The sequence below is a fragment of the Streptomyces sp. NEAU-174 genome (assembly GCF_052665095.1).
In genome coordinates this window covers 45,424-72,175 of the sequence record NZ_JBQTCE010000011.1, presented here as the reverse complement: position 1 = coordinate 72,175, position 26,752 = coordinate 45,424, and the positions used below count along the sequence as shown (strand labels likewise).

9 protein-coding genes are annotated in these 26,752 nt (G+C 73.5%); 5 read left to right on the top strand and 4 right to left on the bottom strand.

The features are described from left to right. The 3 genes from ACT2CW_RS29170 to ACT2CW_RS29160 all read right to left on the bottom strand — a co-directional run bounded on the left by ACT2CW_RS29170 (position 1) and on the right by ACT2CW_RS29160 (position 2,754). On the bottom strand, positions 1 to 1,368 hold the full coding sequence (locus tag ACT2CW_RS29170) for an NAD(P)/FAD-dependent oxidoreductase (RefSeq protein ID WP_445518772.1): 1,368 nt from the start codon (positions 1,366 to 1,368) through the stop codon (positions 1 to 3). Positions 1,369 to 1,481: 113 nt separating this feature from the next. Continuing rightward, positions 1,482 to 2,108: a helix-turn-helix domain-containing protein gene (locus ACT2CW_RS29165; protein WP_445518771.1), complete on the bottom strand. Its 627-nt coding sequence runs from the start codon at positions 2,106 to 2,108 to the stop codon at positions 1,482 to 1,484. Positions 2,109 to 2,172: 64 nt separating this feature from the next. After that, positions 2,173 to 2,754 carry a TetR/AcrR family transcriptional regulator gene (locus ACT2CW_RS29160; RefSeq protein ID WP_445518770.1) on the bottom strand — a complete coding sequence of 194 codons (582 nt, stop codon included), beginning with the start codon at positions 2,752 to 2,754 and terminating at the stop codon, positions 2,173 to 2,175. Between the two features lie 166 nt (positions 2,755 to 2,920). Here ACT2CW_RS29160 and ACT2CW_RS29155 point away from each other — a divergent pair, with 166 nt between their 5' ends. Beyond that, positions 2,921 to 3,661: an SDR family oxidoreductase gene (locus tag ACT2CW_RS29155; protein ID WP_445518769.1), complete on the top strand. Its 741-nt coding sequence runs from the start codon at positions 2,921 to 2,923 to the stop codon at positions 3,659 to 3,661. Positions 3,662 to 3,754: 93 nt separating this feature from the next. Here ACT2CW_RS29155 and ACT2CW_RS29150 read toward each other — a convergent pair whose 3' ends face one another. After that, entirely contained in the window at positions 3,755 to 4,168 is a 414-nt protein-coding gene (locus ACT2CW_RS29150) for a helix-hairpin-helix domain-containing protein (RefSeq protein ID WP_164423365.1), read from the bottom strand. A 313-nt stretch (positions 4,169 to 4,481) separates the two neighbouring features. Here ACT2CW_RS29150 and ACT2CW_RS29145 point away from each other — a divergent pair, with 313 nt between their 5' ends. From ACT2CW_RS29145 to ACT2CW_RS29130, 4 genes are all read left to right on the top strand, one after another. Further along, positions 4,482 to 5,291 carry a hypothetical protein gene (locus tag ACT2CW_RS29145; protein ID WP_445518768.1) on the top strand — a complete coding sequence of 270 codons (810 nt, stop codon included), beginning with the start codon at positions 4,482 to 4,484 and terminating at the stop codon, positions 5,289 to 5,291. Between the two features lie 95 nt (positions 5,292 to 5,386). Further along, positions 5,387 to 6,559: a copper amine oxidase gene (locus ACT2CW_RS29140; RefSeq protein WP_445518767.1), complete on the top strand. Its 1,173-nt coding sequence runs from the start codon at positions 5,387 to 5,389 to the stop codon at positions 6,557 to 6,559. Between the two features lie 44 nt (positions 6,560 to 6,603). After that, positions 6,604 to 7,965, top strand: a complete 1,362-nt coding sequence (locus ACT2CW_RS29135) for a serine hydrolase domain-containing protein (protein WP_445518766.1) — start codon at positions 6,604 to 6,606, stop codon at positions 7,963 to 7,965. A 136-nt stretch (positions 7,966 to 8,101) separates the two neighbouring features. Continuing rightward, positions 8,102 to 26,746 carry a non-ribosomal peptide synthase/polyketide synthase gene (locus ACT2CW_RS29130; protein WP_445518765.1) on the top strand — a complete coding sequence of 6,215 codons (18,645 nt, stop codon included), beginning with the start codon at positions 8,102 to 8,104 and terminating at the stop codon, positions 26,744 to 26,746. The last annotated feature ends 6 nt before the right edge of the window (positions 26,747 to 26,752 follow it).

Genomic DNA, 26,752 nt, shown 5'->3' with positions numbered 1-26,752 from the left:
TCAGCGTCCAGATATGCGGTCGGCGAGACGGGCGATGGGCGATGTGGTGGTGCGGCCGGAGGCCTCGGAGCGGTCGGCGGCGCGGTACGCGGCGTACATGCCGTGCACCCCGAGCCACCGGAACGGTTCGGGCTCCCAGCGCCGGGTGCGGTGGCCGACCCAGGGCAGCGCGGTCAGCTCGGTGGACCGGCCGAGCAGCAGATCGCTCAGGGTGCGCCCGGCGAGGTTGGTGGCGGCCACGCCGTGGCCGACGTAGCCACCCGCGAAGCCGATACCGGTGGCGGGGTCGTAGTCGATCGAGGCGCACCAGTCGCGGGGCACGGCCAGCACCCCCGACCAGGTGTGGTCGATGGCGGCCTCGGCGGTGTCCGGGAAGAGGCCGGTGAGGATCCGCCGCAGGGCGCGCACGGTGTCCGGGCTGGTCTGCCCCGCCCGGTCGGTGCGGGAGCCGAACTTGTAGGGCACTCCGCGGCCGCCGATGGCGATACGGCCGTCCGCGGTGCGCTGTCCGTAGGTGTATGCGTGGGTGGCGTCGCTGAGGAGTTCCTGCCCCTCCCAGCCGAGCCGCTTCCACAGCTCGTCGGGGAGCGGCTCGGTGACGATCATCGAGGAGTTCATCGGCAGCCAGGTGCGCCGCTCGCCCTCGATACCGCTGGTGAAGCCCTCGGTGGCGCGGACGATCCGGCCCGCGCGGACGGTGCCGAACGGGGTGCTGACCCGGCCGGGGGCGATGGTGGTGACCGGGGTGGACTCCAGGATCCGCACGCCCCGCGCCTCCACCGCCGCGGCCAGGCCGCGCACCAGCTTGGCCGGGTGGACCCGGGCACAGTGCGGATTGTGGTAGCCGGCCAGCGCCCCGTCCAGGCGCAGCCGCTCGGCGAGCCGGGGTGCGCTCAGCCACTCCAGGTCCTGCCCGCCCCAGTGGCGCAGCTGGTCGTACGCGGCGCGCAGCCGGGGCAGTTGGGCGGCGCCGTGGGCGACGGTGAGATAGCCGCTCTTGACGATGTCGGCCTCGATGCCCTCGGTACGGGCCACCGAGATCACCTCGTCCACGGTGTGGATCATCTCCCGCTGGAGGGCGATCACGGCCTCGCGCCCGCGCTTCCTCGCATAGGTCCCGGCCGACCCGGCGATCTTGCAGCTGAGCCAGCCGGCGTTCCGCCCCGAGGCGCCGAATCCGGCGAACTCCCGCTCCACGACGGTGATGTCGAGATCGGGGGCGGCCTGTTTGAGGTAGTACGCGGTCCACAGCCCGGTGAAGCCCCCGCCCACGACGCACACATCGGTGTCGAGGTCGCCGTCGAGCGGCGGACGCCGTTCGGGGAAGCCGGTCTGGCGGTACCAGAAGGACACATTTCCGTTCAGCACTGCGGCACTCAGCCAATCGTGGTCGAACGGCCGCTGGTCGGGCGGCCTGGGATGGCCCCGGTTTCGTCGCGGATCGAAGTGGCTCGAGGAGGTGAGTGAGATGAGCGGGGCGGTCAGTAGCTGGGTGGGCTGATCACCCACAGCACCCGGGCGGCCGCCCCGGCCGTCTCGCTCAGCCGATGCGGTACGGCCGAGGAGTAGCGGATGCTGTCACCGGCCCCGAGGGTGAAGGAGCGCTCGCCGAGCTGGAGCCCGACCGTGCCCTCGAGGACGTAAAGGAACTCCTCCGAGTCGCCGTGGCTGTAGAGGGTCTCTCCCGTGGAGCCATGGGCGTCGAACTCCCCCAGGAACACTTCGAGATGGTGCTGCGGCCCCGGGGTCAGCCGGAACTTGCGCCCGCCGAGCACCCCGAGGGCGAGCCGGGGCGCCTCCTCGGCGCGCAGCACGCTCGGGCCGCTGGTGAAGTCGTCGCCGAACAGATCGGCCACCTTCAGGCCGAGCGCGGCGGCGACCTGCTGGAGGGTGGCGATGCTGGGATTGGCCTGCCCACGCTCTATCTGGCTGAGATAGCCCTCACTGATCCCGGCGGCCTCGGCGACGGTCCGCAGCGTCAGCCGGCGCGCCTTGCGCAGCGCGCGCAACCGGTCGCCCACGGACTCGTCGGCGGTTCCCGCGGTCCGGTCGCCCACGGACTCGTCGGCGGTTCCCGCGGTCCGGTCCGTGGCGTGTTCGTTCTCCATGGCCGCACACGCTAAGAGCGCTGAGCGGGTGGCACAAGAGTCTGAACTGAAAACTCAGAAATCTTTACCGAGCGCCGGATCCGGCGCTCAGCCCGTCCAGGGTGAGGTCGAGGAGGCGGTCGGCCTGCTCCCGCTGTTCGGGCTTCCCCGAGGCGAGGGCGATGCCGGTGAGCGCGGCGAACATGTCGGTGGCGCTGATGTCCGACCGGATCACCCCGGCGGTGACGGCGGCGTCCATCAGCCGTGCGAGCGCGTCCTGGATCATCTCGTGGCTCTGGGCGTACGGATTGACGCCCGACGCGACCACGCCCCGCAGCGCGTCCGCCATACCCAGCTTGGCGTTGGCGTAGTCCATGAAGCGGGCCAGCCACGCCCGCAGGGCCTCGCGCGGGGGCAGGGTCGCCAACAGTTCGGGGGCGGCGTCGCAGAGCCTGGCCAGCTCATTGCGGTAGGCGGCCTCGATCAGCAGCTCGCGGGTCGGGAAGTTCCGGTAGAGGGTGCCGGTGCCCACGCCCGCCTCCTTGGCGATGCGCTCCAGGTGGGCGTCCAGCCCCTCCTCAGCGAACACCCGCACCGCGGCGGAGAGGATCTTCTCCCGGTTGCGCTGTGCGTCGGCCCGCAGCGGGCGCCCTGGATCCCTGGCCATCGGCGGCTCTCCTCATTCCCCGGTTGCTTACATTCCCCGGTTGCTAAGTGGAGGCGCACCCACTTAGTGTGGGGGGAAGTGGCGGCGCCTCCACTTCTCACTGTAGGCCATCGCCACCCCTCCCTTTCCCCTGCCCTCCGGCAACATTTCCCTGGAAGGAACCCCCATGACATCGGGTATCGAAGGCAAGGTCGTCGCCATTACCGGCGCGAGCAGCGGTATCGGCGAGGCGACCGCGCTGCTGCTGGCCGAGCGTGGCGCCAAGGTCGTCCTCGCGGCGCGGCGGTCGGACCGCATCGAGGCACTGGCGGCCCGGATCGCCGGGGCGGGCGGCGAGGCCGTCGCCGTCGTCACGGATGTGAAGCGGCGCGCGGATCTGTCCCGGCTGGTCGCGACGGCACGCGAACGGTACGGAAAGCTGGACGTCCTGGTCAGCAACGCCGGGATCAGCCCGATCTCCGCCCTCGACGATCTGCGCGTCGAGGACTGGGAGGCGATGGTCGACGTCAACATCAAGGGGGTGCTGTACGGCATCGCCGAGGCCCTGCCCGTCTTCCGGGAGCAGGGCTCCGGGCATTTCGTGCACACCCTCTCCACCGCCGGGCTGACCATCGTCCCGACGATGTCGGTCTACGCCGGCACCAAGAACGCCGTGCGCGCCATCTCCGAAGGGCTGCGCCAGGAGGCCGGCGAGACGCTGCGGGTGACCACCGTCTCGCCGGGGTTCATCCGGACGGAGCTCGCGGGTTCCATCACCGACCCGGACGCGAGGAGCGGGATCCAGGCCAACATGGACAAGATCGCGATCTCCCCGGACGCCATCGCCCGCGCCATCGCGTTCGCCATCGAGCAGCCGGCCGGTGTCGACGTCGGCGAGATCGTGGTCCGCCCCACCGCGCAGAGCTGAGCTCCGCGCCCGGGGGTCAACCGGCGGGCGGCACGATCCCCTTTCGGGCGGCGTCGAGGAATAACAGCGCGGATGTTCCAGTGGAATATTCGTTCACGATCGCCTTTCGTTCGGTGCGGAGTGCAGACGATTGAGTGCGTGACGTGCGCTCACCGCACCGATACCGTCCAGATCACGAAGCTGACGCGCGGAGAAACCGGAGAGTAGTTCGAGATTGTCAATACCGGCCCTGAGCAATGCATTGGCCAAACGATGTCCGATTCTGTCGTGTCCGAGGACATCGAAGAGTTCGCCTCCCTCACAGGAGCCGCAGCGCCGTCCGGGCGCGCTCGGCGTCATTTCCCGGGCGCCGCAGCCACCGCATATATCGATCACCCGGCCATCCCATCGCGCCCTCGACCAGCTCATTTGGACGATGACTTCACGCAGCGCACCGACACTGTCGGCCGCTGAGGAGGAATGAGTGGCGCCACAGATGTCACATCGAATGGTGATCGAATGGCTCATGTGAGCATGATGGCAGAGAGCCTTCCTCAGAGCCTTCCCCGTCATCGCTTTGCGGCCGCTCGACCGCCCGTGGGACATGCGTTTCTCACAGCCGCTTGATGACAAATGCGACTGTTACGCCGCCCGGAGTGGTGAAAGCGTGAGCCAACAGTGGACAGCGAAGAGTCCGGGGGGAGTCCGCGCGAGCCGTAGTCATCGGCTTGAATCCCGTCTGCACGACAGGGAACGCACCAGCGACAATCCGGTATCCGGCCGAGTGCTGTCACCGCGAGCCCACCGGGCTCATTTGACCGACAACGGAAACGGCTGGGTGATGACAGACAACGCGACGGACAAGGGTGCGGCCGACACCAGGAGGCGCCATCACCGGAGATGGCGCGCATCCGCGGCGCTGGGTCTGACGGCGGTGCTGGCGGGCGGCGGGATCGCCGCCCTCCGGACGGCCGGATCGCCCGCGTCCGGTGCCTCGGAGCCCGCGGCCGCCGTCGCCTCACACTCCGGCCGGCTGACATCGGAGGAATCGCGCGAGGCGTCCCGTATCGCCATCGACGCCGCCACCGGGCCCGGGACCACGAAGGACCGTCAGAAGGCGGCGGAGAAGGGCGACGGGGAGCGGAACGCCGCGGGCGGCCCCGGCGCCGAGCCACTGGACACCCGCCGTCCGCTCCGGGCCAAGTCGGCGTCCTCCGCCACCGACAGCCGGGCCGAGGTCCAGCTCTACGACTACGCCTCGGACACCCTCATCACCAGGGTGGTCGATCTGCGCTCCAAGAAGGTCCTCGACTCCACCCGCCGGCACGGCGTCCAGCCGCCTCCCACCCTGGCCGAGGCCCGCGAGGCGGTGAAGGTCATCCTCGCCGACCGCCGGCTCGGCCCGGGGATGCGCGAGTCCTACGCCTCGCAGACCGGGAAGCGGCTGACCTCGCCCGCCCAACTGCGCCTCCAGAGCATGTCGTTCCTCGGTTCACGGGCCGAGGGGGTGGACGGCGCCCGGAAGGTGTCCCGGTGCGGTGAGCACCGGTGTGTGCAGCTGTTCGTGCGCATTCCGGGTGGCAAGTGGATCGACACCAGCCGGATCGTCATCGATCTGTCGGCCAGGCGCGCCGCCGTCATCGGCCTGTGAGGGGAGCCTTGTCCGTGTCCAGTCTGTTTCGGCGTGCCCGGGTGTTTCCGCGTGCCCGAGTGTTTCGGCGGGCCCGTCCACTGTGGCGTGCCCGGGTGCTGATCGCCGTGGTGGGATTGCTGGCCCTGTGGGTGCCGGGCCCGGCCTCCGCCGCACGCGCGGGGGCCGCGGCGGACCCGTCCTGCCCCGCCGCGGATCGCATCGACACGACCCTGAAGAACGGCGCCCGGTGGCAGATGTGCTGGGACATCGACCGCAACACCGGCGCGGTGCTGAGCGATGTGATCTACACCCCGAACCGTGGCACCCCCACCCGGGTCCTCAAGAGCGCCTCGCTGGCCGAGGTGCATGTGCCCTACGACAGCGGTCAGCCGCGCTTCTACGATGTCTCGTCCATCGGCTTCGGCGATCTGGAGCAGGGCACGCTCGCCCCGCTCAGCGCCAAGGACTGCCCCGACGGACGGCTGCGCGACTTCCGTGACACCCCGGTGCTGTGCGTCGAGGAGCAGCCGCGACCGTTCGCCTACAAGAGCGCGGTGGAGAAGGGCGTACTGCACGGCACCGATCTGGCCGTCTTCTCGGTCTCCGAGATCGGCTGGTACGACTACATCACCGAGTGGCGCTTCTCGGACGACGGCTCCATCACCCCCCGGTCCGGCGCCACCGGAAGCCTCTCCCCGTTCCAGTTCTCCGACGCGAGCAGCGGCTGGCCGACCGGGGTGGGGTCCACCCGGTTCAGCGAGAACCACTCGCACAACGTCTTCTGGCGGCTGGACTTCGACGTCGACGGAGCGTCGAAGAACACCGTGGAGCAGTACGACTACCTGGGCAGCGGCACGGCCGCGCGCACCACCAAGCGCACCGTGTTCTCCCGTGAGACCGCGGCGGACCTCGCGCCCACCCGCTTCTGGCGGGTGGTGAACCCCGCCACCGAGAACTCCGACGGCCACGCCAAGTCCTGGGAGATCGACAACCATCAGAGCGATCAGTACCGGGGGCCGCGCGAGACCGAGGAGTTCACCCACCACGACATGTACTTCACGCAGTACCGGGAGTGCGAGCGGCTGGCCTACGGCAACACCGCCCCGGACTGCGCCACCTCGGTCGACAAGTACACCGGCGACGAGAAGCTGACCGACCCGGTGGCCTGGGTCAGCGTCGACTTCCACCATGTGCCCAGGGACGAGGACCAGGACCCCATGCCCACCCACTGGCAGGGCTTCAGGATCGTGCCCCGGGACGTCACGGCCACGAGCCAGCTGCCATGACCCGGCCCCCGTCGCCCGTCCCGTCCCCCGGCAAGGAGTGCACCGTGTTACGTACGACCCCGGCACCGTCCGTCGAGGAGCGGTCGAAGATACGCCGCGTCCTCGAGGACCGACTGACCGCCCTGGCCCGCGCCCATCAGGTGCCCGGAGCCCAACTCGCCGTGCACAGCGGCGGATTGACCCTCGCCGTGGAGACCGGCGTCCTGGACGTGGACACCGGCGAGCCGTGCACCGCCGACGCGGCCGTGCCCATCGGCTCCATCACCAAGGCGTACACCGCGACCGTGGTGATGCTCCTGGTGGCGGACGGCGATGTGGAGCTGGGCGACCGGCTCGGCGACCATGTGCCGGAGCTGCGGCGGGCCGGTTTGCCGTGCACGGTGCGCCAGGTGCTCAGCCACACCGCGGGGCTTCCGGCCGGACCCGACTCCGACCAGGTGGCCTCGCTGACCGCCGCGCGCTATCTGCTGGACCACTGCACCGACCGCACCCTGGTGATGCCCCCGGGGACGGACTTCTCCTACTCCAACGCGGGCTTCGTGGCCGCGGGCCGGCTGATCGAGACGGTCACCGGGATGAGCTGGCAGGAGGCCATGCGGTCCGTGCTGCTCGATCCGCTGGGCACCGTGCCGTCCTTCATCGACACGGCCGGCGCCCCGCACCGGCCCACGGCGCGCGGCCACTCGGCCAACAAGGCCACCGGCAGAACGCGTCCGGTGCGGCAGAACCTCGCCCCCGCCGAGGCCGCGGCCGGCGCCCTGAGCGCCAGTGCCCTCGATCTGGTGGCGCTGGGCCGGGCCCATCTCGGTGACGGGGCCGCGGGATGGCTGCCCCGCGAGCTCGCGGAGGAGATGCGCCGCCCGGTGCCCGGCGCCGACCCCGGTGTGCTGGCCGACGGCTGGGGCCTGGGCTGGGGGCTCTTCCGGCAGGGCGACACCCTGTGGTTCGGGCACGACGGCAACGCCCAGGGCACCTCCTGCTTCCTGCGGGCCGATCCCGCCACGGGCACGGTGGTCGGCCTCACCGCCAACGCGGGCACCGGCACCGAGCTGTGGCACGAACTGACCGATGTCCTCGGCGAGATCACCGGCGTCCGGGTGCCCCCCACACCCACTCCACGGCGCCTGGCCATCCCCATGGCCGCGACCTCGCAGTGCACCGGGATCTACCTCAACGGCGACATCGAGTACCAGGTGACCATCGGCGACGGCGGCGGTCTCGCCCTGTCCGTGGACGGCGACCTCCCCGCGCCGCTGGTCTGCCACGAGGACCTCACCTGCGATCTGGTGGACCCCTCCTCCGGACGCCGGCTCCCCGGCGGACGCTTCGTCCGCGATCCGCGGACCGGTGCCGTGGACCGGATCCAGCTCTCGGGCCGGATGGCCCGTAAGAGCGCCCTGGTCTGAGGTCCCACCGCCCCGCACACGGCCGTTCTCCCCACATCTCCCCCGGCCGGGCGCGGGCGCACCGGCTCGGCGCCGGCCGGCCCGAGCCGCCCCCCATATCCGCCCGTTCAACCGCTCTGAAGGGCCACAACCCACCATGACGGACCACTACGAGACCTCATCGGTGTCCGCGACCCAACCCGTACCGACCCTCCCTCCGGAGGCGTGGAACGCCACGGACCGCGCCGTCTCCCGCGCGCCGCTCGGCGAGCTCTTCGCCGTCTGGGCGGAGCGCACCCCCAAGGCGCCGGCCCTGGTGGCGGACGGGCGCGAGTGGTCCTTCGGGGAGGTCGAGCGCTGGGCGAACCGGCTGGCCCACCAGCTCATCGGGCAGGGCGTGGGACCGGAGCGCGTGGTGGCGCTGGTGCTGCCCCGCTCGGCCGAACTGGTGGTGGCCGAGCTGGCGGTGGCGAAGGCGGGCGGCGCCTACCTCCCGATCGACCCCGCGCACCCCGAGGAGCGCCGGGCCATGATGCTGGCCGACGCCCGGCCGGTGGCCGTGCTGGACGACCCGGCGCGGATCCGGGAGCTGGGGGCCGGGGCGGGCCCGGATCACGCGCCCGGCCGGGGGGAGCTGCTCGGCCCGCTGTGCCCCGAGCATCCCGCGTATGTCATCTACACCTCCGGCTCCACGGGCGTGCCCAAGGGCGTGCTGGTGCCGCACGCCGGTCTGGGGAACTTCTCGGCCGCGACGGCGGCCCACTACCGGGTCCGGCCCGGCGACCGGGTGCTCCAGTTCTCCTCGCCGAGCTTCGACGCCTCCGTGCTGGAGCTGTGCTCGTCCCTGCTGGCCGGGGCGGCGCTGGTGGTGCCCCCGGAAGGGCCGCTGCTGGGCGCCGAGCTGGCGGCGGTCCTGCGGGAGAGGCGGGTGACCCACGCCCTGATCCCCCCGGCGGCGCTCGCCACCGTGCCCCCGGAGGAGCTCCACGACGGGCTGCCCGACTTCCGTACGCTGATCGTCGGCGCCGAGGCCTGCCCCGCCGATCTGGTGGACCTGTGGGCACCCGGGCGGCGGATGGTCAACTCCTACGGCCCGACCGAGGCCACGGTCGTGGCCTCCTGGACGGACGCCCTGACGGCGGGGACCGGCGCCCCGCCGATCGGCCGTCCGCTGCCCAACACCCGGGCATTCGTACTGGACGAGGCAGCGCGGCAGGTGCCGGTCGGCGTCACGGGAGAGCTGTGCGTCAGCGGCGCGGGCCTGGCCCGCGGCTATCTCGACCGGCCGGGGCTGACCGCCGAGCGGTTCACCGCCTGCCCGTTCGGCCCGCCCGGCTCCCGGATGTACCGCACCGGTGACCTGGTCCGCTGGAGTGCCGACGGCGAACTGGAATTCCTCGGCCGGGCCGACCACCAGGTCAAGATACGCGGCTTCCGCATCGAACTGGGCGAGGTGGAGGCCGCGTTGGCCCGCCACCCCCAGGTGGGGTCCGCCGTGGTCACCGTACGGGAGGACGAGCCCGGGCAGAAGCGGCTGGTCGCCTATGTGGTGCCGCCGAGCGGCGGGACCGCGCCGAAGGCCGCGGAGGTGCGCGCCGCGGTGGCCCGGGTGCTACCGGCCCATATGGTGCCGTCCGCCTACGTCGTACTGGACGCGTTCCCCCTCACCCAGCACCGCAAGATCGACCGGCGGGCGCTGCCCGCCCCGCGCTCCGCGCCGGACGGCGACTCGCGCCACATCGCCCCCCGCACCCCCGCCGAGGAGGCCCTGGCCCGCATCTGGTCCGAGGTGCTGCCGGTGGACACCGTGGGCGTGGAGGACGACTTCCTGGGCCTGGGCGGCGACTCCATCCTCGGCGTGCGGCTGCTGACCCGGATCCGGGCCGAGCTGGGCGTGGAGCTCTCGCTGCGCGATCTGCTCGACGCCAGGACGGTGGCGCGGCTGGCCGGCAAACTGCCCGCCGCGGCGGCCGAGGCGCCCGAGGCGCCGATCCCGCCCGCACCGCGCGACCGTCCGCTGCCGCTGTCCTCCGCCCAGCGGCGGCTGTGGTTCCTGGACGATCTGACCTCGGGCGGAACCGAGTACAACACCGGGGCCGGGCTGCGGCTCGACGGCCCGCTGGACGCGGCCGCGCTGCGCCGGGCGCTGGACCGGCTCACCGCCCGCCATGACGCCCTGCGCACCACCTTCGCCACCGTGGACGGGCACGGGGTGCAGCAGGTGGCCGCGCACGGCACCGTACCGCTCGAACGGCTCGACCTCGGCGGACATCCGGCGCGGCGGCGCGCCGAGGAGCTGGACGCCACGCTGACCGCCGAGCTGAACCGCCCCTACGACCTGAGACAGGGCCCGCTGACCAGGGCGCTGCTGATCCGGCTCGCCGACGGGGAGCACATCCTGCTGCTGGCGCAGCACCACATCGTCACCGACGGCTGGTCGGTCGGGCTGCTGGTGCGCGAACTGGCCGCGCTCTACGCCGCCGAGGTGTCCGGCGCCGATGCCGCGCTCCCCGAACCCGCCCTCCAGTACCCGGACTTCGCGGTGTGGGAGCGGAGCCGTACCACCACCGCGGGTGAGGACGCCGATCTGGCGTACTGGCGGGGCCGGCTGGCCGGGATGCAGACGCTGGAGCTGCCCACCGACCGCCCGCGCCCGCCGGTGCGCACCACGGCGGGCGCGGTGCACCGGCGTGAGCTGCCCGCCGAGCTGGTGGCGGGGCTGGCGCGGCTCGGCAGGGAGCGGGACACCACGCAGTTCACCCTGCTCGCGGCCGCCGTCGCGGTGCTGTTCTCCCGCTACTCGGGCCAGCGGGACATCGCCTTCGGGACGGTGACCGCCGGGCGCCACCGCAAGGAGCTGGAGTCGGTCGCCGGGTTCTTCGTCAACACCCTGGTGCTGCGCGCCGATGTGGACGGGGACAGCACGGTCGAGCGGTTCCTGGACGCGATGCGCGAGACGGTGCTGGACGCCTTCAGCCATGACCGGCTGCCGTTCGAGCGGGTCGTCGAGGAGCTGGCGCCGCGCCGCGACCCCAGCCGCAATCCGCTGGTGCAGGCGCTGGTCGTGCAGCAGAGCGCCATGGTGCCCGGCCGGGAGGCGGGGGGCGTGCGGATCACCGAGCACGCCCTGCCGCGCCCGGCCGCGCGGTTCGATCTGGTGCTGGAGTTCCTGCCCCGCGAGGACGGCTCGCTGGGGCTGACCGTGGAATTCAACTCCGATCTGTTCGACGCGGCCACGATCAAGCGGATGGCCGGGCATCTGCACCGGCTGCTGACCGCCATGGTGGCCGACCCCGGCGCCACCCTGATCGAGCTGCGGATGCTGGCCGACGCCGAGTGGCATGCGATGCTCGACGCCTGGAACGGTCCTGAGCGGCCCGCGGTCGACGCCACCCTGCCCGGCCTGTTCGCCGCCCAGGTGGCGCGGCGGCCCACCGCCACCGCCGTGACCTGCGGGGACACCAGCCTCTCCTACGACGAGGTGAACCGGCGCGCCAACCGGCTGGCGCGGCTGCTCATCGACCGGGGGGCCGGTCCCGAGCGGCTGGTGGCCCTCGCCCTGCCCCGCTCGGCCGAGCTCGTCGTCGTCCTGCTGGCGGTGCTCAAGGCGGGCGCCGGATATCTGCCGGTGGACCCCGGATACCCCGCCGAACGCATCGCGTTCATGCTGGCGGACGCCGCGCCCTCCACTGTCCTCACCACCACCGGGGCGGCCGGCTGCCTGCCCGCGGACGCCGCACCGCTGCTGCTGGACGACCCGGAGGTGCGCGCCCGGCTGGCCGGGCTCGCGGACGGCGACATCACCGACGCCGAGCGGCTCCGGCCGCTGGACCCGGCCCATCCCGCCTATGTCATCTACACCTCCGGATCCACCGGCCGGCCCAAGGGCGTGGTGGCCACCCACCGCGGTGTGGCGGGGCTCGCGGCCTGGGCCGAGGCGGAGCTGGGGCGGGAGCGGCTGACCGATGTGGTCGCCTCGACCTCGCTCAACTTCGATGTGTCGGTCTTCGAGATCCTCTGCCCACTGCTGGCTGGCGGCAGCGTCGAGGTGGTGCGCGACCTGCTCGCCCTCATAGATCCCGAGGGGCGGCCGCGGGCGACGGGGCTGCTCAGCGGGGTGCCCTCGGTGTTCTCCCGGCTGCTGGGCGAGGACCGCCCGGCGGACTGGGCCCGGACCGTCGTCCTGGCGGGCGAGGCGCTGCCCGCCCAGACCGTACGGGACATCCGGGAGGCCATGCCGTCCTGCCGGATCGCCAATCTGTACGGGCCGACCGAGGCCACGGTGTACGCCACCGGCTGGTTCTGCGACGGCCCGGCGCCCGCGCAGGCCCCGCCCATCGGCCGCCCGGTCGCGGGCGCCCGCGCGTACGTCCTGGACCCGACGCTGCGGCTGGTGCCGCCCGGGGTGACCGGTGAGCTGTATCTGGGCGGGCAGGGCCTGGCCCGGGGCTATCTGCGGCGGCCCGGGCTGACCGCCCACCGCTTTCTCGCGGACCCCTTGGGGCCGCCCGGCAGCCGGATGTACCGCACCGGTGACCTGGTCCGCTGGAACGGCGAGGGCCAGCTGGAGTACGTGGGCAGAGCCGATGACCAGGTGAAGATCCGCGGCTTCCGCATCGAACTGGGCGAGGTGGAGACCGCGCTGCTGCGCCACCCCGACATCGCCGAGGCGGCGGCCGTCGCCCGGGAGACGGACGGCCATCAGCGGCTGATCGCCTATGTGGTGGCCACCGCGGGCGCCGAGTCCGACCCGGCGGGGCTGCGGCGGTTCCTGCGGCGCTCGCTGCCCGACTACATGGTGCCCGCCTCCGTCGTCGTCCTGGAGCGGATGCCGCTCAACCCCAACGGCAAGCTGGACCGCGCCCGGCTCCCCGAGCCGGACTGGGCCGAGGCCGCGGCACCGGGCTATGTGGCGCCCCGGACCGCCACCGAGCGGACCCTGGCGGCGGTCTGGGCCCGGACCCTGCGGGTGGACCGCGTGGGGATGGAGGACAACTTCTTCTCCCTCGGCGGCGATTCGATCCTCAGCATCCAGCTGGTCTCCCAGGCACGGCAGGCCGGTCTCGCCGTCACCTCGCGCGATGTCTACCGCCATCAGACGATCGCCGCGCTGGCCCTGCACCTGGACACCAGCACGGCCCCGGCCGGGCCCACCTCCGAGGGAGACGGGACGGCCACCGGGGAACTGCCGCTGACCCCCATTCAGCACTGGCTGTTCACCACCGACCCCGAGCGGGCCGGCCACTTCAACCAGACCATCTCGCTGGTACTGCCCGAGGACGTGGACGAGGACGCGCTGCGGCACGCCCTGGACGCGCTGGTGGACCACCATGACGCCCTGCGCTCCCGCTTCCACCGCCGGGACGGCGGCTGGTACCAGCGGATCGAGGACGCGGCGGCCGTCCGGGTACCGCTCGAGACCACCGGCGCCGGGCATCTGGGCCGCTTCGACCTGGCCGAGGGGCCGCTGCTGCGGGCGGTGCTCGACCGGGACGCCGGGCCGCACCCGGTCCTCCACCTCACCATCCACCACGCGGTGGTGGACGGGGTGTCCTGGCGCGTCGTCCTGGAGGATCTCGACAGCGCCTACCGGCGGGCGGCCCGGGGCGAGGGCGCCGGGCTTCCCGCGAAGTCCTCCCCGCTGCGCCGCTGGGCGCTGCGGCTCACCACCCTTGCCGGGGAAGGCGGGTTCGCCGACGAGGAGGCGTACTGGACCGGCCTGGCCGGGGCCTGCGACCCCTCGCTGCCGACGGACCTGAACGGGGCGAACGAGGCGGAGAACACCTATGCCTCGGCCCGGTCGGTCACCGTCCGGCTCGGCCCTGAGGAGACCGCCGCACTCCTCCAGACGCTCCCCGAGGTCTACCGCACACAGGTCAACGATGTGCTGCTGAGCGCACTGACCCAGGTGCTGCGCCGGTGGACCGGGCGCGCCCGGGTGCCGGTGGACGTGGAGGGCCACGGCCGCGAGGAGCTCTTCGCGGACCTGGATCTGTCCCGTACGGTCGGCTGGTTCACCACCCGCTTCCCAGTGGCGCTCGACCTCCCGGACGGCGGCTGGGGCGAGGTCCTCAAGTCCGTCAAGGAGCAGCTGCGGGCCGTACCGCGGCGTGGTCTGGGCTACGGGGTGCACCGCCATCTGCTCGACGGCGCGGGCCTCCCCGACGGCCCCACGGCCGGGATCAGCTTCAACTACCTCGGCCGGTTCGAGGCACCGGGCGGCGGCGACGGGCTCTTCCGCGGTCTGCACCGGGAGCTGGCCCTGGACGCCGACCCCACCTCGCCGCGCCCGCATCCGCTGGAGGTGGTGGGCCGGGTCGAGGGAGACGAGCTGGAGTTCACCTGGTTCTACTCCGCGCGGCTGCACCGGGAGGAGACGGTCGCCCGGCTCGCCGGGGAGTTCCGCGAGGCGCTGTGCGAGATCGCCCGGCACGGCAGTGCGCCCGGCGCCGGCGGCCGCACCCCGTCCGACTTCCCGCTCGCCGCCCTCGACCAGGCCGCCGTGGACCGGCTGGCCGGGAACGGCGGGGCGGTGGAGGACATCTACCCGCTCACCCCCACCCAGGCGGGCATGCTGTTCCACGCCCTGGCGCAGGACGATCGGCGGGCCTACTTCCAGCAGCTCACCTTCGTCCTCGACGGGGTGCCGGAGCCCGCGGCGCTGGCCGCGGCCTGGCAGCAGGTCGCCGACCGCACCCAGGTGCTGCGCGCCCGGGCGGTGTGGGAGGGGGTGCCGGAGCCGGTCCAAGTGGTGGAGCGCGGGGTCCGGATCCCGGTGGCCCTGCTCGACCGGCGGCAGCTGTCCGGCCCGGACGAGCGCCGGGAGGAGCTGCGGAGGTACCTCGCCGAGGACCGGGAGCGCGGCCTGGACCTGGCCGCCGCGCCGCTGACGCGGCTGGCGCTGGCCCGGCTGTCGGAGACCGAGGTCCAGGTGGTGTGGACGTTCCACCATCTGATCCTGGACGGCTGGAGCCTGTTCCAGGTGCTCTCCGATGTCTTCCACTGCCACGCACGGGCGCGTGACGGGGCGTCCGGCGCGGCCATGGCCGCCGGGCTGCCCGGCCGCCGCCCGTTCGGCGACTATGTGGCCTGGCTGCGGGAGCGCGACGGGGCCCTGGCCGAGGAGCACTGGCGGGCCCGGCTCGGCGATCTCACCGAACCCACCCCGCTGCCGTACGACCGGGAGCCCACCGAGACCCATCACGCCGAGTCCACCGAGGACCTCCGCGTCACCCTGCCCGCCGCCACCACCCGGCGGCTCCAGGCCCTGGCCCGGGACGAGGGGCTCACCCTGAACACCGTGGTGCAGGGCGCCTGGGCGCTGCTGCTGGCCCGCCAGTCCGGCCGCGAGGACGTGGTCTTCGGGACCACGGTGTCCGGACGGCCGCCGGAGCTGCCGGGTGTGGAGACGATGAACGGGCTGTTCATCACCACCGTGCCGACCCGCCTCACGGTGCCGGCCGGGTCCACCCTGCTGTCCTGGCTGAGCGCGGTGCAGTCCGGGCAGACCGAGGACCGGCGGTTCGACTTCGTACCGCTCACCCGGCTGCGGTCCTGGACCGGTCTGCCCGAGCGGGTGAACCTCTTCGACTCCATCGTGGTGTTCGAGAACTATCCGATCGGCGGGGACCTCGCCGCCGCGCACGGCCTCGCCCTGCGCGAGCTGAACGGCGTCGAGACCACCAACTATCCGCTGTCCCTGGTGGTCTACCCCGGGGAGGAACTGGCGCTGCGGCTCGGCTACGACCCGGCGCTGTTCGACGAGGCCACCGCCCGGCGGATGGCGGAGCATCTGACGGCGCTGCTGACGGCCATGGCCGACACCCCGGACCTGGCCCCCGCACACCTTCCGATGCTCACCGCCGCCCGCCGCCACCAGGTGCTCCGGGAGTGGAACGACACCGCGGTCCCGCTGCCCGAGTCCACGGTGGCCGGGCTGTTCGCCGAGCGGGTGCGGTGTGCGCCGGAGGCGGTGGCCCTGGACGGCGACTCGGGCCCGGTGAGCTATCGGGAGCTGGACATCCGCGCCAACCGGCTGGCCCACCGGCTCATCGGCCACGGCGTCGGCCCGGAGCGCCCGGTGGCCGTCCTGATGGACCGGTCGGTGGAGCTGGTGGTGGCGCTGCTGGCGGTCGTCAAGGCGGGCGGGGTGTACGTACCGCTGGACACCCGCGCCCCCGGGGGCCGGCTGCGGAGCGTGCTGGCGGAGGCGGGGGCGGAGGTGCTGCTGACCGACCGCGCCTGGGAGCGTACGGCGGCGGACATCTCGGACGCCGCGCGGACCCTGCTCGTGGAGTCCGGGCCCGAGTCCGGCGACGGCGACGGCGACAGCGGACCGTCGGAGCCGCAGAACGTGGCGCTCTCGCCCGACAACGCCCTGTATCTGATGTTCACTTCGGGCTCCACCGGGCGGCCCAAGGGCGTCGCGGTGCGCCACCGCGATGTGACCGCCCTCGTCGCGGACCGCGCCTTCGCGGACCACGACCGGGTGCTGGTGCACTCGCCCCAGGCGTTCGACGCCTCGACGTACGAGCTGTGGGTGCCGCTGCTGCGCGGCGGCCGGGCCGTGCTGGCGCCCGCCGGGGACGTGGACGCGGACACCGTGCGCCGGGCGATCGCCGCGTACGGGGTGAGCTGCCTGTGGCTGACCGCCGGGCTGTTCCGGCTGCTCGCGCAGGAGGCGCCGGAGTGTCTGCGCGGCGCCCGTGAGGTGTGGACCGGCGGTGAGGCGGTGCCTCCGGGCGCGGTGCGCCGGGTGCTCGCGGCCTGCCCCGATCTGACGGTGATGGACGGCTACGGGCCCACCGAGACCACGACCTTCGCCACCCGGCGCCCCTTCCGCGCCGGGGAGGAACTGCCGCGTTCGCTGCCCATCGGACGGCCGCTGGACAACACCCGGACGTACGTCCTGGACGGCGCCCTCCAGCCGCAACCGCCGGGCATTCCCGGGGAGTTGTACATCGCGGGCGCCGGGGTGGCGCGCGGCTACCACGGCCGCCCCGGCGCCACCGCCGAGCGGTACCTCGCCGATCCGTTCGGGCCGTCCGGCTCCCGGATGTACCGCACCGGGGACATCGTGGCCTGGACCGACGACGGTGAACTGCGCTTCGTGGGCCGCGCCGACGACCAGCTGAAGGTCCGGGGCTTCCGCATCGAGCCGGGCGAGATCGAGGCCGCGCTGACCCGCCACGAGGCCGTGGCGGAGGCGGTCGTCGCGCTCGCCCGAGTGGCCGACCGCACGCTGCTCACCGGCTACGCGGTGCCGGTGGGCGGGGCCGAGCTGCCAAGCGCCGGGGAGCTGCGGTCCTTCCTGGGCGGCCTGCTGCCCGACTACATGGTGCCCTCGGCGTTCGTCACCCTCGACGCGCTGCCGCTCACCCGCAACGGCAAGGTGGACCGCCGCCGGCTGCCCGCGCCCGACCCGGCGGCGGCCGGGACGGCCGGGTATGTGGCGCCCCGCACCGACACCGAGCGGGCCCTCGCGGAGATCTGGGGCACCCTGCTGGGCCGGGAGCGGATCGGCGCCGAGGACAACTTCTTCCATCTGGGCGGGGATTCGATCCTCAGCATCCAGGTGGCCTCCCGCGCCCGGCAGGCGGGGCTGGCCTTCACCCCCCGGGAGCTCTTCCGGCATCCCACCATCGCCTCGCTCGCCGCCGTCACCACGCCCACCGCCACGCCCGCCGCCGACACCGGGCCGGTGACCGGCGAGGTGCCGCTCACCCCGATCCAGCACTGGTTCTTCGGGATGCGGACCGACCGGCCCGGCCACTTCAACCAGTCCGTGGTCGTGGAGCTCCAGCGGGAACCGGACCTCCGCGCGCTGCGCGCGGCGCTCGACGCGCTGCTGGTCCACCATGACGCGCTGCGCACGCGGTTCGAGCCCGGCGCGGAGGGAAGTCCGCGGCAGTACTGCCCGCGGCCGGACCTGACGGCCCCGGCGCCCCTGCGGGAGCACGATCTGTCGGGGCTCGACGCCGACCAGTGCCGGGCCGCCGAGGACGCGGCGATGGCGGAGGCGCAGGCCGGGTTCGACCTGGCGCGGGGTCCGCTGCTGGCCGCGCGGCTGTTCCACCGTGGCGAGGGGCAGCGGCCGACGCTCTTCCTGACCGCCCACCACCTGGTGGTGGACGGTGTCTCCTGGCGGGTGCTGCTGGAGGACCTGAACACCGCGTACCAGCAGCTGCTCACGGGCGGGCGGGCCGACCCCGGCCCCCGCACCACCTCCGTACGGGACTGGTCCCGAAAGCTCACCGAGCACACCGCCGCCGGTGGTTTCGACGCCGAACTCCCCCACTGGCGGGCCGTGTCCGCGGAGTGCGCCGCGGGGCTGCCCGTGGACGGCGAGGGTGACAACACGGTGGCGTCCATGGCGTCGGTCACCGTCCGTCTCGACCGGGAGCGCACCGAGGCGCTGCTGCGGCAGGTCCCCGAGGTCTACCGCACCCGTGTGGACGACGTGCTGCTCGCCGCGCTGGGCCGGGTGCTCGGCGACTGGACCGGGCGGCGCCGGATCGCCGTGGACCTGGAGGGCCACGGCCGGGAGGAGCATCTGCTGGACGGGGTGGACCTGTCCCGCACCGTCGGCTGGTTCACCAGCCTCTATCCGGTCGTTCTGGACGTCCCGGGCGGCGGCTGGGGCGAGACGCTGAAGTCCGTCAAGGAGCAGCTGCGGGCGGTGCCCGCACGGGGCATCGGCTACGGCGCGCTGCGCCACCTCTCCCCCGGCTCCGGACTCCGGGGCGCGGCGGAGCCCGGCATCAGCTTCAACTACCTCGGGCAGTTCGACTGGTCGGCAGCGGATGACGACACCGGTCTCGTCCGTACCGTACGGGACGGTCTTGGCGGTGACGCCGCGCCCGATACGGCCCGGGCGCATCTGCTGGACGTAGTGGGCCGGGTGGAGCGCCGGTGCCTGGAGATCACCTGGTACTACGGCTCGGGGACGCACACCGAGGAGACGGTGGCCGGGCTGGCGCGGGGGATGCTCCGCGCGCTGGAGGAGATCATCGGCCACTGCGCCGACCCCGCGGCGGGCGGCCGCACCCCGTCGGACTTCCCGCTGGCCCGGCTCGACCAGGCCGCGGTGGACCGGATCACCGCCGACGGCCGGGCGGTGGAGGACATCTATCCGCTGACCCCGACCCAGGCCGGGATGCTGTTCCACGGGCTGATGGACCCGGCGTCGGACGCGTATGTCAACCAGGTCCAGCTGACCCTGACCGGGGCGGGCGATCCGCGGGCGCTGGCCACCGCGTGGCGGCAGACGGTGGACGCCAATCCGATCCTGCGCACCCATCTGGTGTGGGCGGACACCCCGGAGCCGCTCCAGGTGGTGACGCACCGGGCGGCGCTCCGGATCGTCCACCACGACTGGACCCGGCGGCCCGAGGAGTGGCGCGAGGCCGAGCTGGACCGGATGCTCGCCGAGGACCGGGCCGAGGGGATCGACCTGGCCACGGCGCCGCTGATGCGGCTGGCGCTGATCCGGCTGTCCGCCGACGAGGTGCGGATCGTCTGGACCTTCCACCACGCACTGCTCGACGGCTGGAGCGCGGCGCAGGTCTTCGACGAGGTCTGCGAGCGGTACGCGGCGCTGACCTCGGAACGGGCGCCCGTGGTGCCCGCCCGCCGACCGTTCCGCGAGTACCTGGGCTGGCTGGGCGAACAGGACACGGCGGAGGCCGAGCGGTACTGGCGTACGGCCCTTGCCGGGTTCACCTCGCCCACCGAACTGCCGCGCGACCGGCCCGCGTCGGAGGCGCACCGCAGCGCCTCCTCGGGTTCGCACCGGGTCACGCTGGGCGCCGAGGAGTCCGCCCGGCTCCGGACGACCGCGCAGCGGGGCGGGCTGACCATGAACACGGTGGTGCAGGGCGCCTGGGCGCTGCTGCTCTCCCGCTACAGCGGGGCCGACGACCTGTGCTTCGGCACCACCGTCTCGGGGCGGCCGGCCGCGCTGCCGGGCGTGGAGTCCATGGTCGGGGTGTTCATCAACACCATCCCCACCCGGGTCCGGGTGACCGGGGAGAGCGGGCTGCTGGACTGGCTGCGGGAGCTCCAGTCGGCGCAGTCGGAGTCCCGGCTCTTCGAGTTCGTGTCGCTGGCGCAGCTGGGGAGTTGGAGCGAGGTGCCCGGCGGGGTGAGCCTCTTCGACTCGATCGTGGTCTTCGAGAACTACCCGTTCGACAGCGAGGCCATCGCGGCCCACGGCCTGGGCATCCGGCAGGAGCGCGATGTGGAGCCCACCAACTTCGCGCTCAGCGTGGTGGTGGCGCCCGAGGAGCGGCTGTCGATCTGCCTGGACTACGACCCCGCCGCGTTCGACGCCCCGACGATCGAGCGGCTGGGCGGCCGTCTGCGGAATCTGCTGGTGGAGATGGCGACCGATCCGGAGCGGCGGCTGGATGAACTGCCGCTGGTCGGCGAGGCCGAGACGCGCGGCATCCTCGACCGCTTCAGCGGCCCGGTCTCCGCCGCGCCGGACGCGGTGCTGCCCGCGCTGTTCGAGGCGCGGGCGGCCCGTACGCCGGACGCGGTGGCGGTGATGGGCGACGGCGGACCGCTGACCTACCGGGAGCTGAACGAGCGCGCCAACCGGCTGGCCCGGCTGCTGATCGCCGCGGGCGCCGGGCCGGAGCGCTTCGTGGCCCTGGCCCTGCCGCGCACACCGGAGCTGGTGGTCGCGGTGCTGGCGGTGCTCAAGAGCGGGGCTGCCTATCTCCCGGTCGACCCGGCGTATCCGGCGGAGCGGATCGCCTTCATGCTCGGCGACATCGCCCCGGACACGGTGGTGACCACGGGGGAGGTGGCGGACCGGATCCCCGCCGGGGCGGGCTGCGGGCGGATCCTGCTGGACGACGCGGAGTGCCGGGGGCGGCTGGCCCAACTGCCCGCCCGGGACATCGGCGACGCCGAGCGGCGAGCCCCGCTGCTCCCCGCCCATCCGGCGTACGCCATCCACACCTCGGGGTCCACGGGCACGCCCAAGGGCGTCGTGGTCGCCCATGAGAGCGTGGCCGCGCTGGCCGCGTGGGCGCGGGAGGAGTTCGGCGCCCAGGGGCTCTCCCATGTGGTGGCCTCGACCTCCCTCAACTTCGATGTGTCGGTCTTCGAGATCCTCTGCCCGCTGCTGGCCGGTGGCGCCATCGAGATCGTCCGCGATCTGCTCACCCTGGCCGAGCGGACGGGGACCTGGACGGCGAGCCTGATCAGCGCCGTGCCGTCGGCGCTCGGGCAGGTGCTCGGCAAGGGGTCGGTCTCGGTGACGGCGGGCACCGTGGTGCTGGCGGGTGAGGGCCTCGCCGCCCGCACCGTCAAGGAGGTCCGGGCGGCCATCCCCGGCTGCCGGGTGGCGAACATCTACGGGCCCACCGAGGCGACCGTCTACGCCACCGCCTGGACCTGCGACCCGGCCGATCCGGACCGCACCCCGCCCATCGGCGCCCCGGTGGCCGCCACCCGGGCCTACGCACTGGACGCGCGGATGCGGCCGGTTCCGGTCGGGGTGCCGGGAGAGCTCTATCTGGCGGGGCCGGGCCTCGCCCGGGGGTACTTCGGCCGCCCGGGGCTGACCGCACAGCGGTTCACGGCCGATCCGTACGGCCCCGCGGGGGGCCGGATGTACCGCACCGGCGACCTGGTCCGCTGGGACGAGCGGGGGCAGCTGGAGTACCTGGGCAGAACCGACGACCAGGTCAAGGTGCGCGGTTTCCGTATCGAGCTGGGCGAGGTCGAGGCGGCCCTGGCGCGCCATCCCGGTGTCGCCGAGGCGGCCGCCGCGGTCGTCGACACCGGCGGTCACAAGCGGCTGGCCGGCTATGTGGTGGAGGTCCCGGGCTCCCCGCCGGTGGACACCGCCGCGATCCGCGCGTTCCTCGCCACGAGCCTGCCGGACCATATGGTCCCCTCGGCCGTGGTCGTCCTGGACCGGCTGCCGCTGGGGTCCAGCGGCAAGCTGGACCGGCGTGCGCTGCCCGCGCCCGTCTGGGCGGCCCGCGCCACCGGCCATGTGGAGCCGCGTACGGAGACCGAGAAGGCCCTCGCCGCCATCTGGGCGGAGGTGCTGGGCGCCGAGCGGATCGGCGTGGAGGACAACTACTTCGCCCTCGGCGGCGATTCCATCCTCAGCATCCAGATCGTCTCCGCCGCCCGGCGGGCCGGGATCGAGCTGACCCCGCGCCATCTCTTCGTCCACCAGACCGTGGCGGACCTGGCGGCGGCCGCGCGGGAGGTCCCGGCCACGGCGGCCGAGACCGAGCGGGGCCCGATCGTCGGCGAAGTGCCGCTGACCCCGATCCAGCACTGGCTCTTCGACCAACTCGGCGCCACGGCCGGGCACTTCACCCAGTCGGTCTCGGCCGAACTGACCGCGCCGGTGGACGAGAGCGCGCTGCGCACCGCCCTGTCCGCGGTGCTGACCCACCATGACGCCCTGCGGCTGCGCTTCGAGCGGACCGAGGACGGCGCCGTGCGCCAGCACAACGCCCCGCCGGACGCGGAGCCGGTGCTGGACCTCCACGATCTGTCCGCCGTGGCGCCGGAGCGGCGGGACGCGGTGATGCGGGAGACGGCGGGGCGGATCCGGGCCGGGTTCGACCTGGCCCGGGGGCCGCTGCTGCGCGCCGTGCTCTTCACCCGGGGCGAGGGGATACGGCCGGTACTGCTGCTGACCGCCCACCATCTGGTGGTGGACGCCGTCTCCTGGCGCATCGTGCTGGAGGACCTGGACACCGCCTACCGGCAGATCGTCGCGGGACGGACGCCGGAGCCCGGCCCCAGGACCACATCGTTCCGCACCTGGGCGCTGCGTCTGACCGAGCACACCGCCGCCGGGGGCTTCGACGCCGAGCGCGATTACTGGGCGGCCTCCCACGGCGGCGCCGACCTCCCCACGGACGGCGATGGCCCCAACACCGCCGCATCGGAGGAGGAGGTGACGGTCCGGCTCGACGCCGAGGAGACCCGGCTGCTGCTGCACGAGGTGCCGGGCGCGTACCGGACCCGGGTCAACGATGTGCTGCTGTGCGCCCTGGGCCGGGTGCTGGCCCGCTGGACCGGCCGGGACACGGTGGCGGTGGCCCTGGAGGGGCACGGCCGGGAGGAGATCTTCGATGGGGTCGATCTGTCCCGTACGGTCGGCTGGTTCACCAGCATGTTCCCCGTCGCGCTGGAGGCCCCCGCCGGCTGGGGGCTGGAGCGGACGCTGAAGGCCGTCAAGGAACGGCTGCGGGCGGTCCCCGGGAACGGCCTGGGTTACGGCGCGCTGCGCCGGCTGTCCGGCACGGCCGCCTCCGGGCTCCCCGCCACCCCGAAGATCAGCTTCAACTACCTCGGGCAGCAGGACTGGGAGCCCCCGGCGGGTGGTCTGCTGCACGCCCTGGCCGGTGGGCTGGAGGGCGATATGAGCCCGGAGGCGCCCCGGCCGCATCTGCTCGATGTGATCGGCCGGGTGACGGACCGACGGCTCGAGCTCAGCTGGTCCTACTCCCGGTCGCTGCACCAACGCGCCACGGTGTGCAGGCTCGCCGAGGAGATGGCCGAGGAGCTGCGGGCGATCGTCCGGCTGTGCACCCGCCCGGAGGCGGGCGGGCGGACGCCCTCGGACTTCCCGCTGGCCGGGCTTGACCAGGAGACCGTCGACCGGTTGGCGGGCGACGGCCGGGACGTGGCCGATATCCATCCGCTGACCCCGACCCAGTCCGGGCTGGTCTTCCATGCCCTGGCCCAGCGGGACCAAGGGCTCTATGTGGAGCAGGCGACCTTTGTCCTGGACGGGGTCGCCGACTCCGGAGTGCTGGCCGCCGCCTGGCAGCATGTCGTGGACCGCACCCCGGTGCTGCGCGGCGCGGTGGTGATGCACGATGTGCCCGAGCCGCTGATGATCGTGCGCCGCACCGCGGCCGTACCCGTCGAGGAGCTCGACTGGAGCGGCCTTACGGAGGATGACCACACGGCCGAGCTGGAGCGGCTGCTGGACCGGGACCGCGCCCGCGGGATCGATCTCACCGCGGCCCCGCTGCTCCGCGTCACCCTGGCCCGGCTCTCCCCCGGTGAGGTGCGGGTGCTGTGGACCTTCCACCATGTGCTGCTGGACGGCTGGAGCGTCTTCCAGGTGCTCGGCGATGTCTTCGCCGCCCATGCCGCCCTGGCCGCAGGTGAGCAGCCGAGGCTGCCGGCCCGCAGGCCGTTCGCCGACTATGTGGCCTGGCTCGCTCGTCAGGACCGCACGCGTGCCGAGGCGCACTGGCGGCAGGCCCTGGAAGGATTCACCTCTCCCACTCCCCTCCCCTATGACCGCAGGCCGACGCCGGAGCTCGCCACCAGGTCCTCGCGCTGGCTGTCGCACCGGCTCGGTGAGCGGGACACCGCCGCCCTCGAGGACTTCGCACGGCGACACCGGCTCACGCTCAATACGATCGTGCAGGGCGCTTGGGCCTTGCTCGTATCTCGCTTGAGCGGTGAGTCGGACGTCTGCTTCGGGACGACGGTCTCCGGACGGCCGGCGGAGCTCCCCGGCGCGGACGACATCACCGGCATCTTCATCAACACCCTCCCGGTGCGGTGCGCGGTGGACGGCACCGCCGGTATCGCCGCCTGGCTGCGCGAGCTCCAGGCCGAGCAGGCCGACGCGCGCGGCTTCGGCAATGTGCCACTGGCCCAGCTGCGGGGCTGGAGCGAACTGCCTGCCGGGGCCGACCTCTTCGAGAGCCTGGTGGTGTTCGAGAACTACCCCATCAACAGCTCCGCCGCGGCCGAGCACGGGCTGCGGGTGCGCGATCTGAACGCCCTGGAGTCCACCAACTATGCGCTGACCGTAGTGGTCTCGCCCGGCTCCGAACTGTCCGTGGAGCTCGGCTACGACCCGCGGCTGTTCGAGGAGCACACCGCCGGGGCGCTGGCCGACCGGCTCACCCATCTCCTCGGCGCGCTGGCCGCGGCCCCCGACGAGCTGCCGCTGGACCGGATCGACATCCTCCCGGCCGCCGAGCGCCGCCGCCTCCTGGTGGACTGGAACGACACCGCCCGGCAGGTGCCCCGGGCGACCTGGGCCGAGCTCGTCGAGGCGGCGGCGGACCGCAGGCCCGACGCGACGGCGGTGGACTCCCCCGGCCTCCGGCTGACCTACGCGGAGCTGGACGGCTGGGCCAACCGCCTGGCCCATCGCCTCATCGGGCAGGGCGTGGGCCCCGGCCGGATCGTCGCGCTGGTGCTGCCCCGCTCGGTGGAGTCCGTCGTCGCCCGGCTCGCGGTGGCCAAGGCCGGGGGCGCCTATCTGCCCATCGACCCCGACTACCCCGCCGAGCGCGTCGACCTGATGCTCAAGGACTCCGCCCCGCATCTGGTGATCGAGCGGACCGCCGAGGTCGAGGCGCCGGACGGCCCGGCGCACCGCCCCACGGACGAGGACCGGCTCACCGCCGTCCACCCGGACGACCCCGCGTATGTCATCTACACCTCCGGGTCCACCGGAACGCCCAAGGGCGTGGTGGTCACCCACCGCGGGATCGCCGGGTTCGCCGCCGCCGAGGCCGAGCACTTCCAGGTGCGGCCGGGCGACCGGGTGCTGCGGTTCTCCTCGCCCGGTTTCGACGCCTCCGTCCTGGAGCTGTGCATGGCGCTGCCGTCCGGGGCCACGCTGGTGGTGCCCGAGCCCGGCCCGTTGCTGGGCAGCCATCTCGCGGACGTCCTGCGGCGGCAGCGGATCACCCACACCCTCATCCCGCCCGCCGCCCTCGCGACACTGCCCCCGGGCACCGAGCGGGAGCTGCCCGAGCTGCGCACGCTGATCGTGGGCGGGGACGCCTGCGGCGCGGAGCTGGCCGCCCGCTGGGCGCCGCACCACCGCATGATCAACGCGTACGGGCCGACCGAGACCACCGTGGTGGCCACCTGGTCCGAGCCGCTCGACCCGGACGGCGCCCCGCCGCCGATCGGGCGGCCCATCCCCAACACCCGGGTCCATCTGCTGGACGCGCGGCTGCGCCCGGTGCCGGTGGGGGTGGCCGGCGAGCTGTGGGTCAGCGGTCCGTCGCTCGCCCGCGGCTATCTGGGCCGCGCCGGGCTGACCGCCGCCCGCTTCGTCGCCGACCCGTTCGGGCCGCCCGGCTCCCGGATGTACCGCACCGGAGATCTCGCCCGCTACGACGCGGAGGGCCGCCTGCACCATCTGGGGCGCGGCGACCACCAGCTCAAGCTGCACGGCCATCGCATCGAGGCCGGTGAGGTGGAGACCGCGCTGTGCGGCCACCCCGCCGTCGCGGAGGCCGTGGTGACGGTGCGGGAGGACGAGCCCGGGGCGCGCCGGCTGGTGGCCCATCTGGTCCTCGCGCCCGGGGCCGATGCCCCGGCCGACACCGAGCTGCGCACCCATCTGGGCCGGACGCTCCCGGGCCCGATGGTCCCGTCGGCGTTCGCCGTACTGGACCGGCTGCCGCTCAACCAGAACGGCAAGACCGACCGCGCGGCGCTCCCCGCGCCCGGCCCCGCCACCACCACCGCCGCACCGGCCGCCCACATCGCCCCGCGCACCCCCACCGAGGAGGTCATCGCGGAGATCTGGTCGGAGGTGCTCGAGGTGTCGCCGGTCGGCGCGGAGGACGAGTTCTTCGCCCTGGGCGGTGACTCGGTCCGCAGTCTGCTGATCGCCTCCCGCGCCAAGGAGGCGTTCGCCGTCGAGCTGACCCCGCGGGACATTCTGACCGCGCGCACCGTCTCCGCCCTCGCCGACCTGGTCGAGGAGCACATCCTGCGCGAACTCGAAGACGCCGCCTCCGGCGGCAGCGACCACGACGACCGGTGAGGAAGG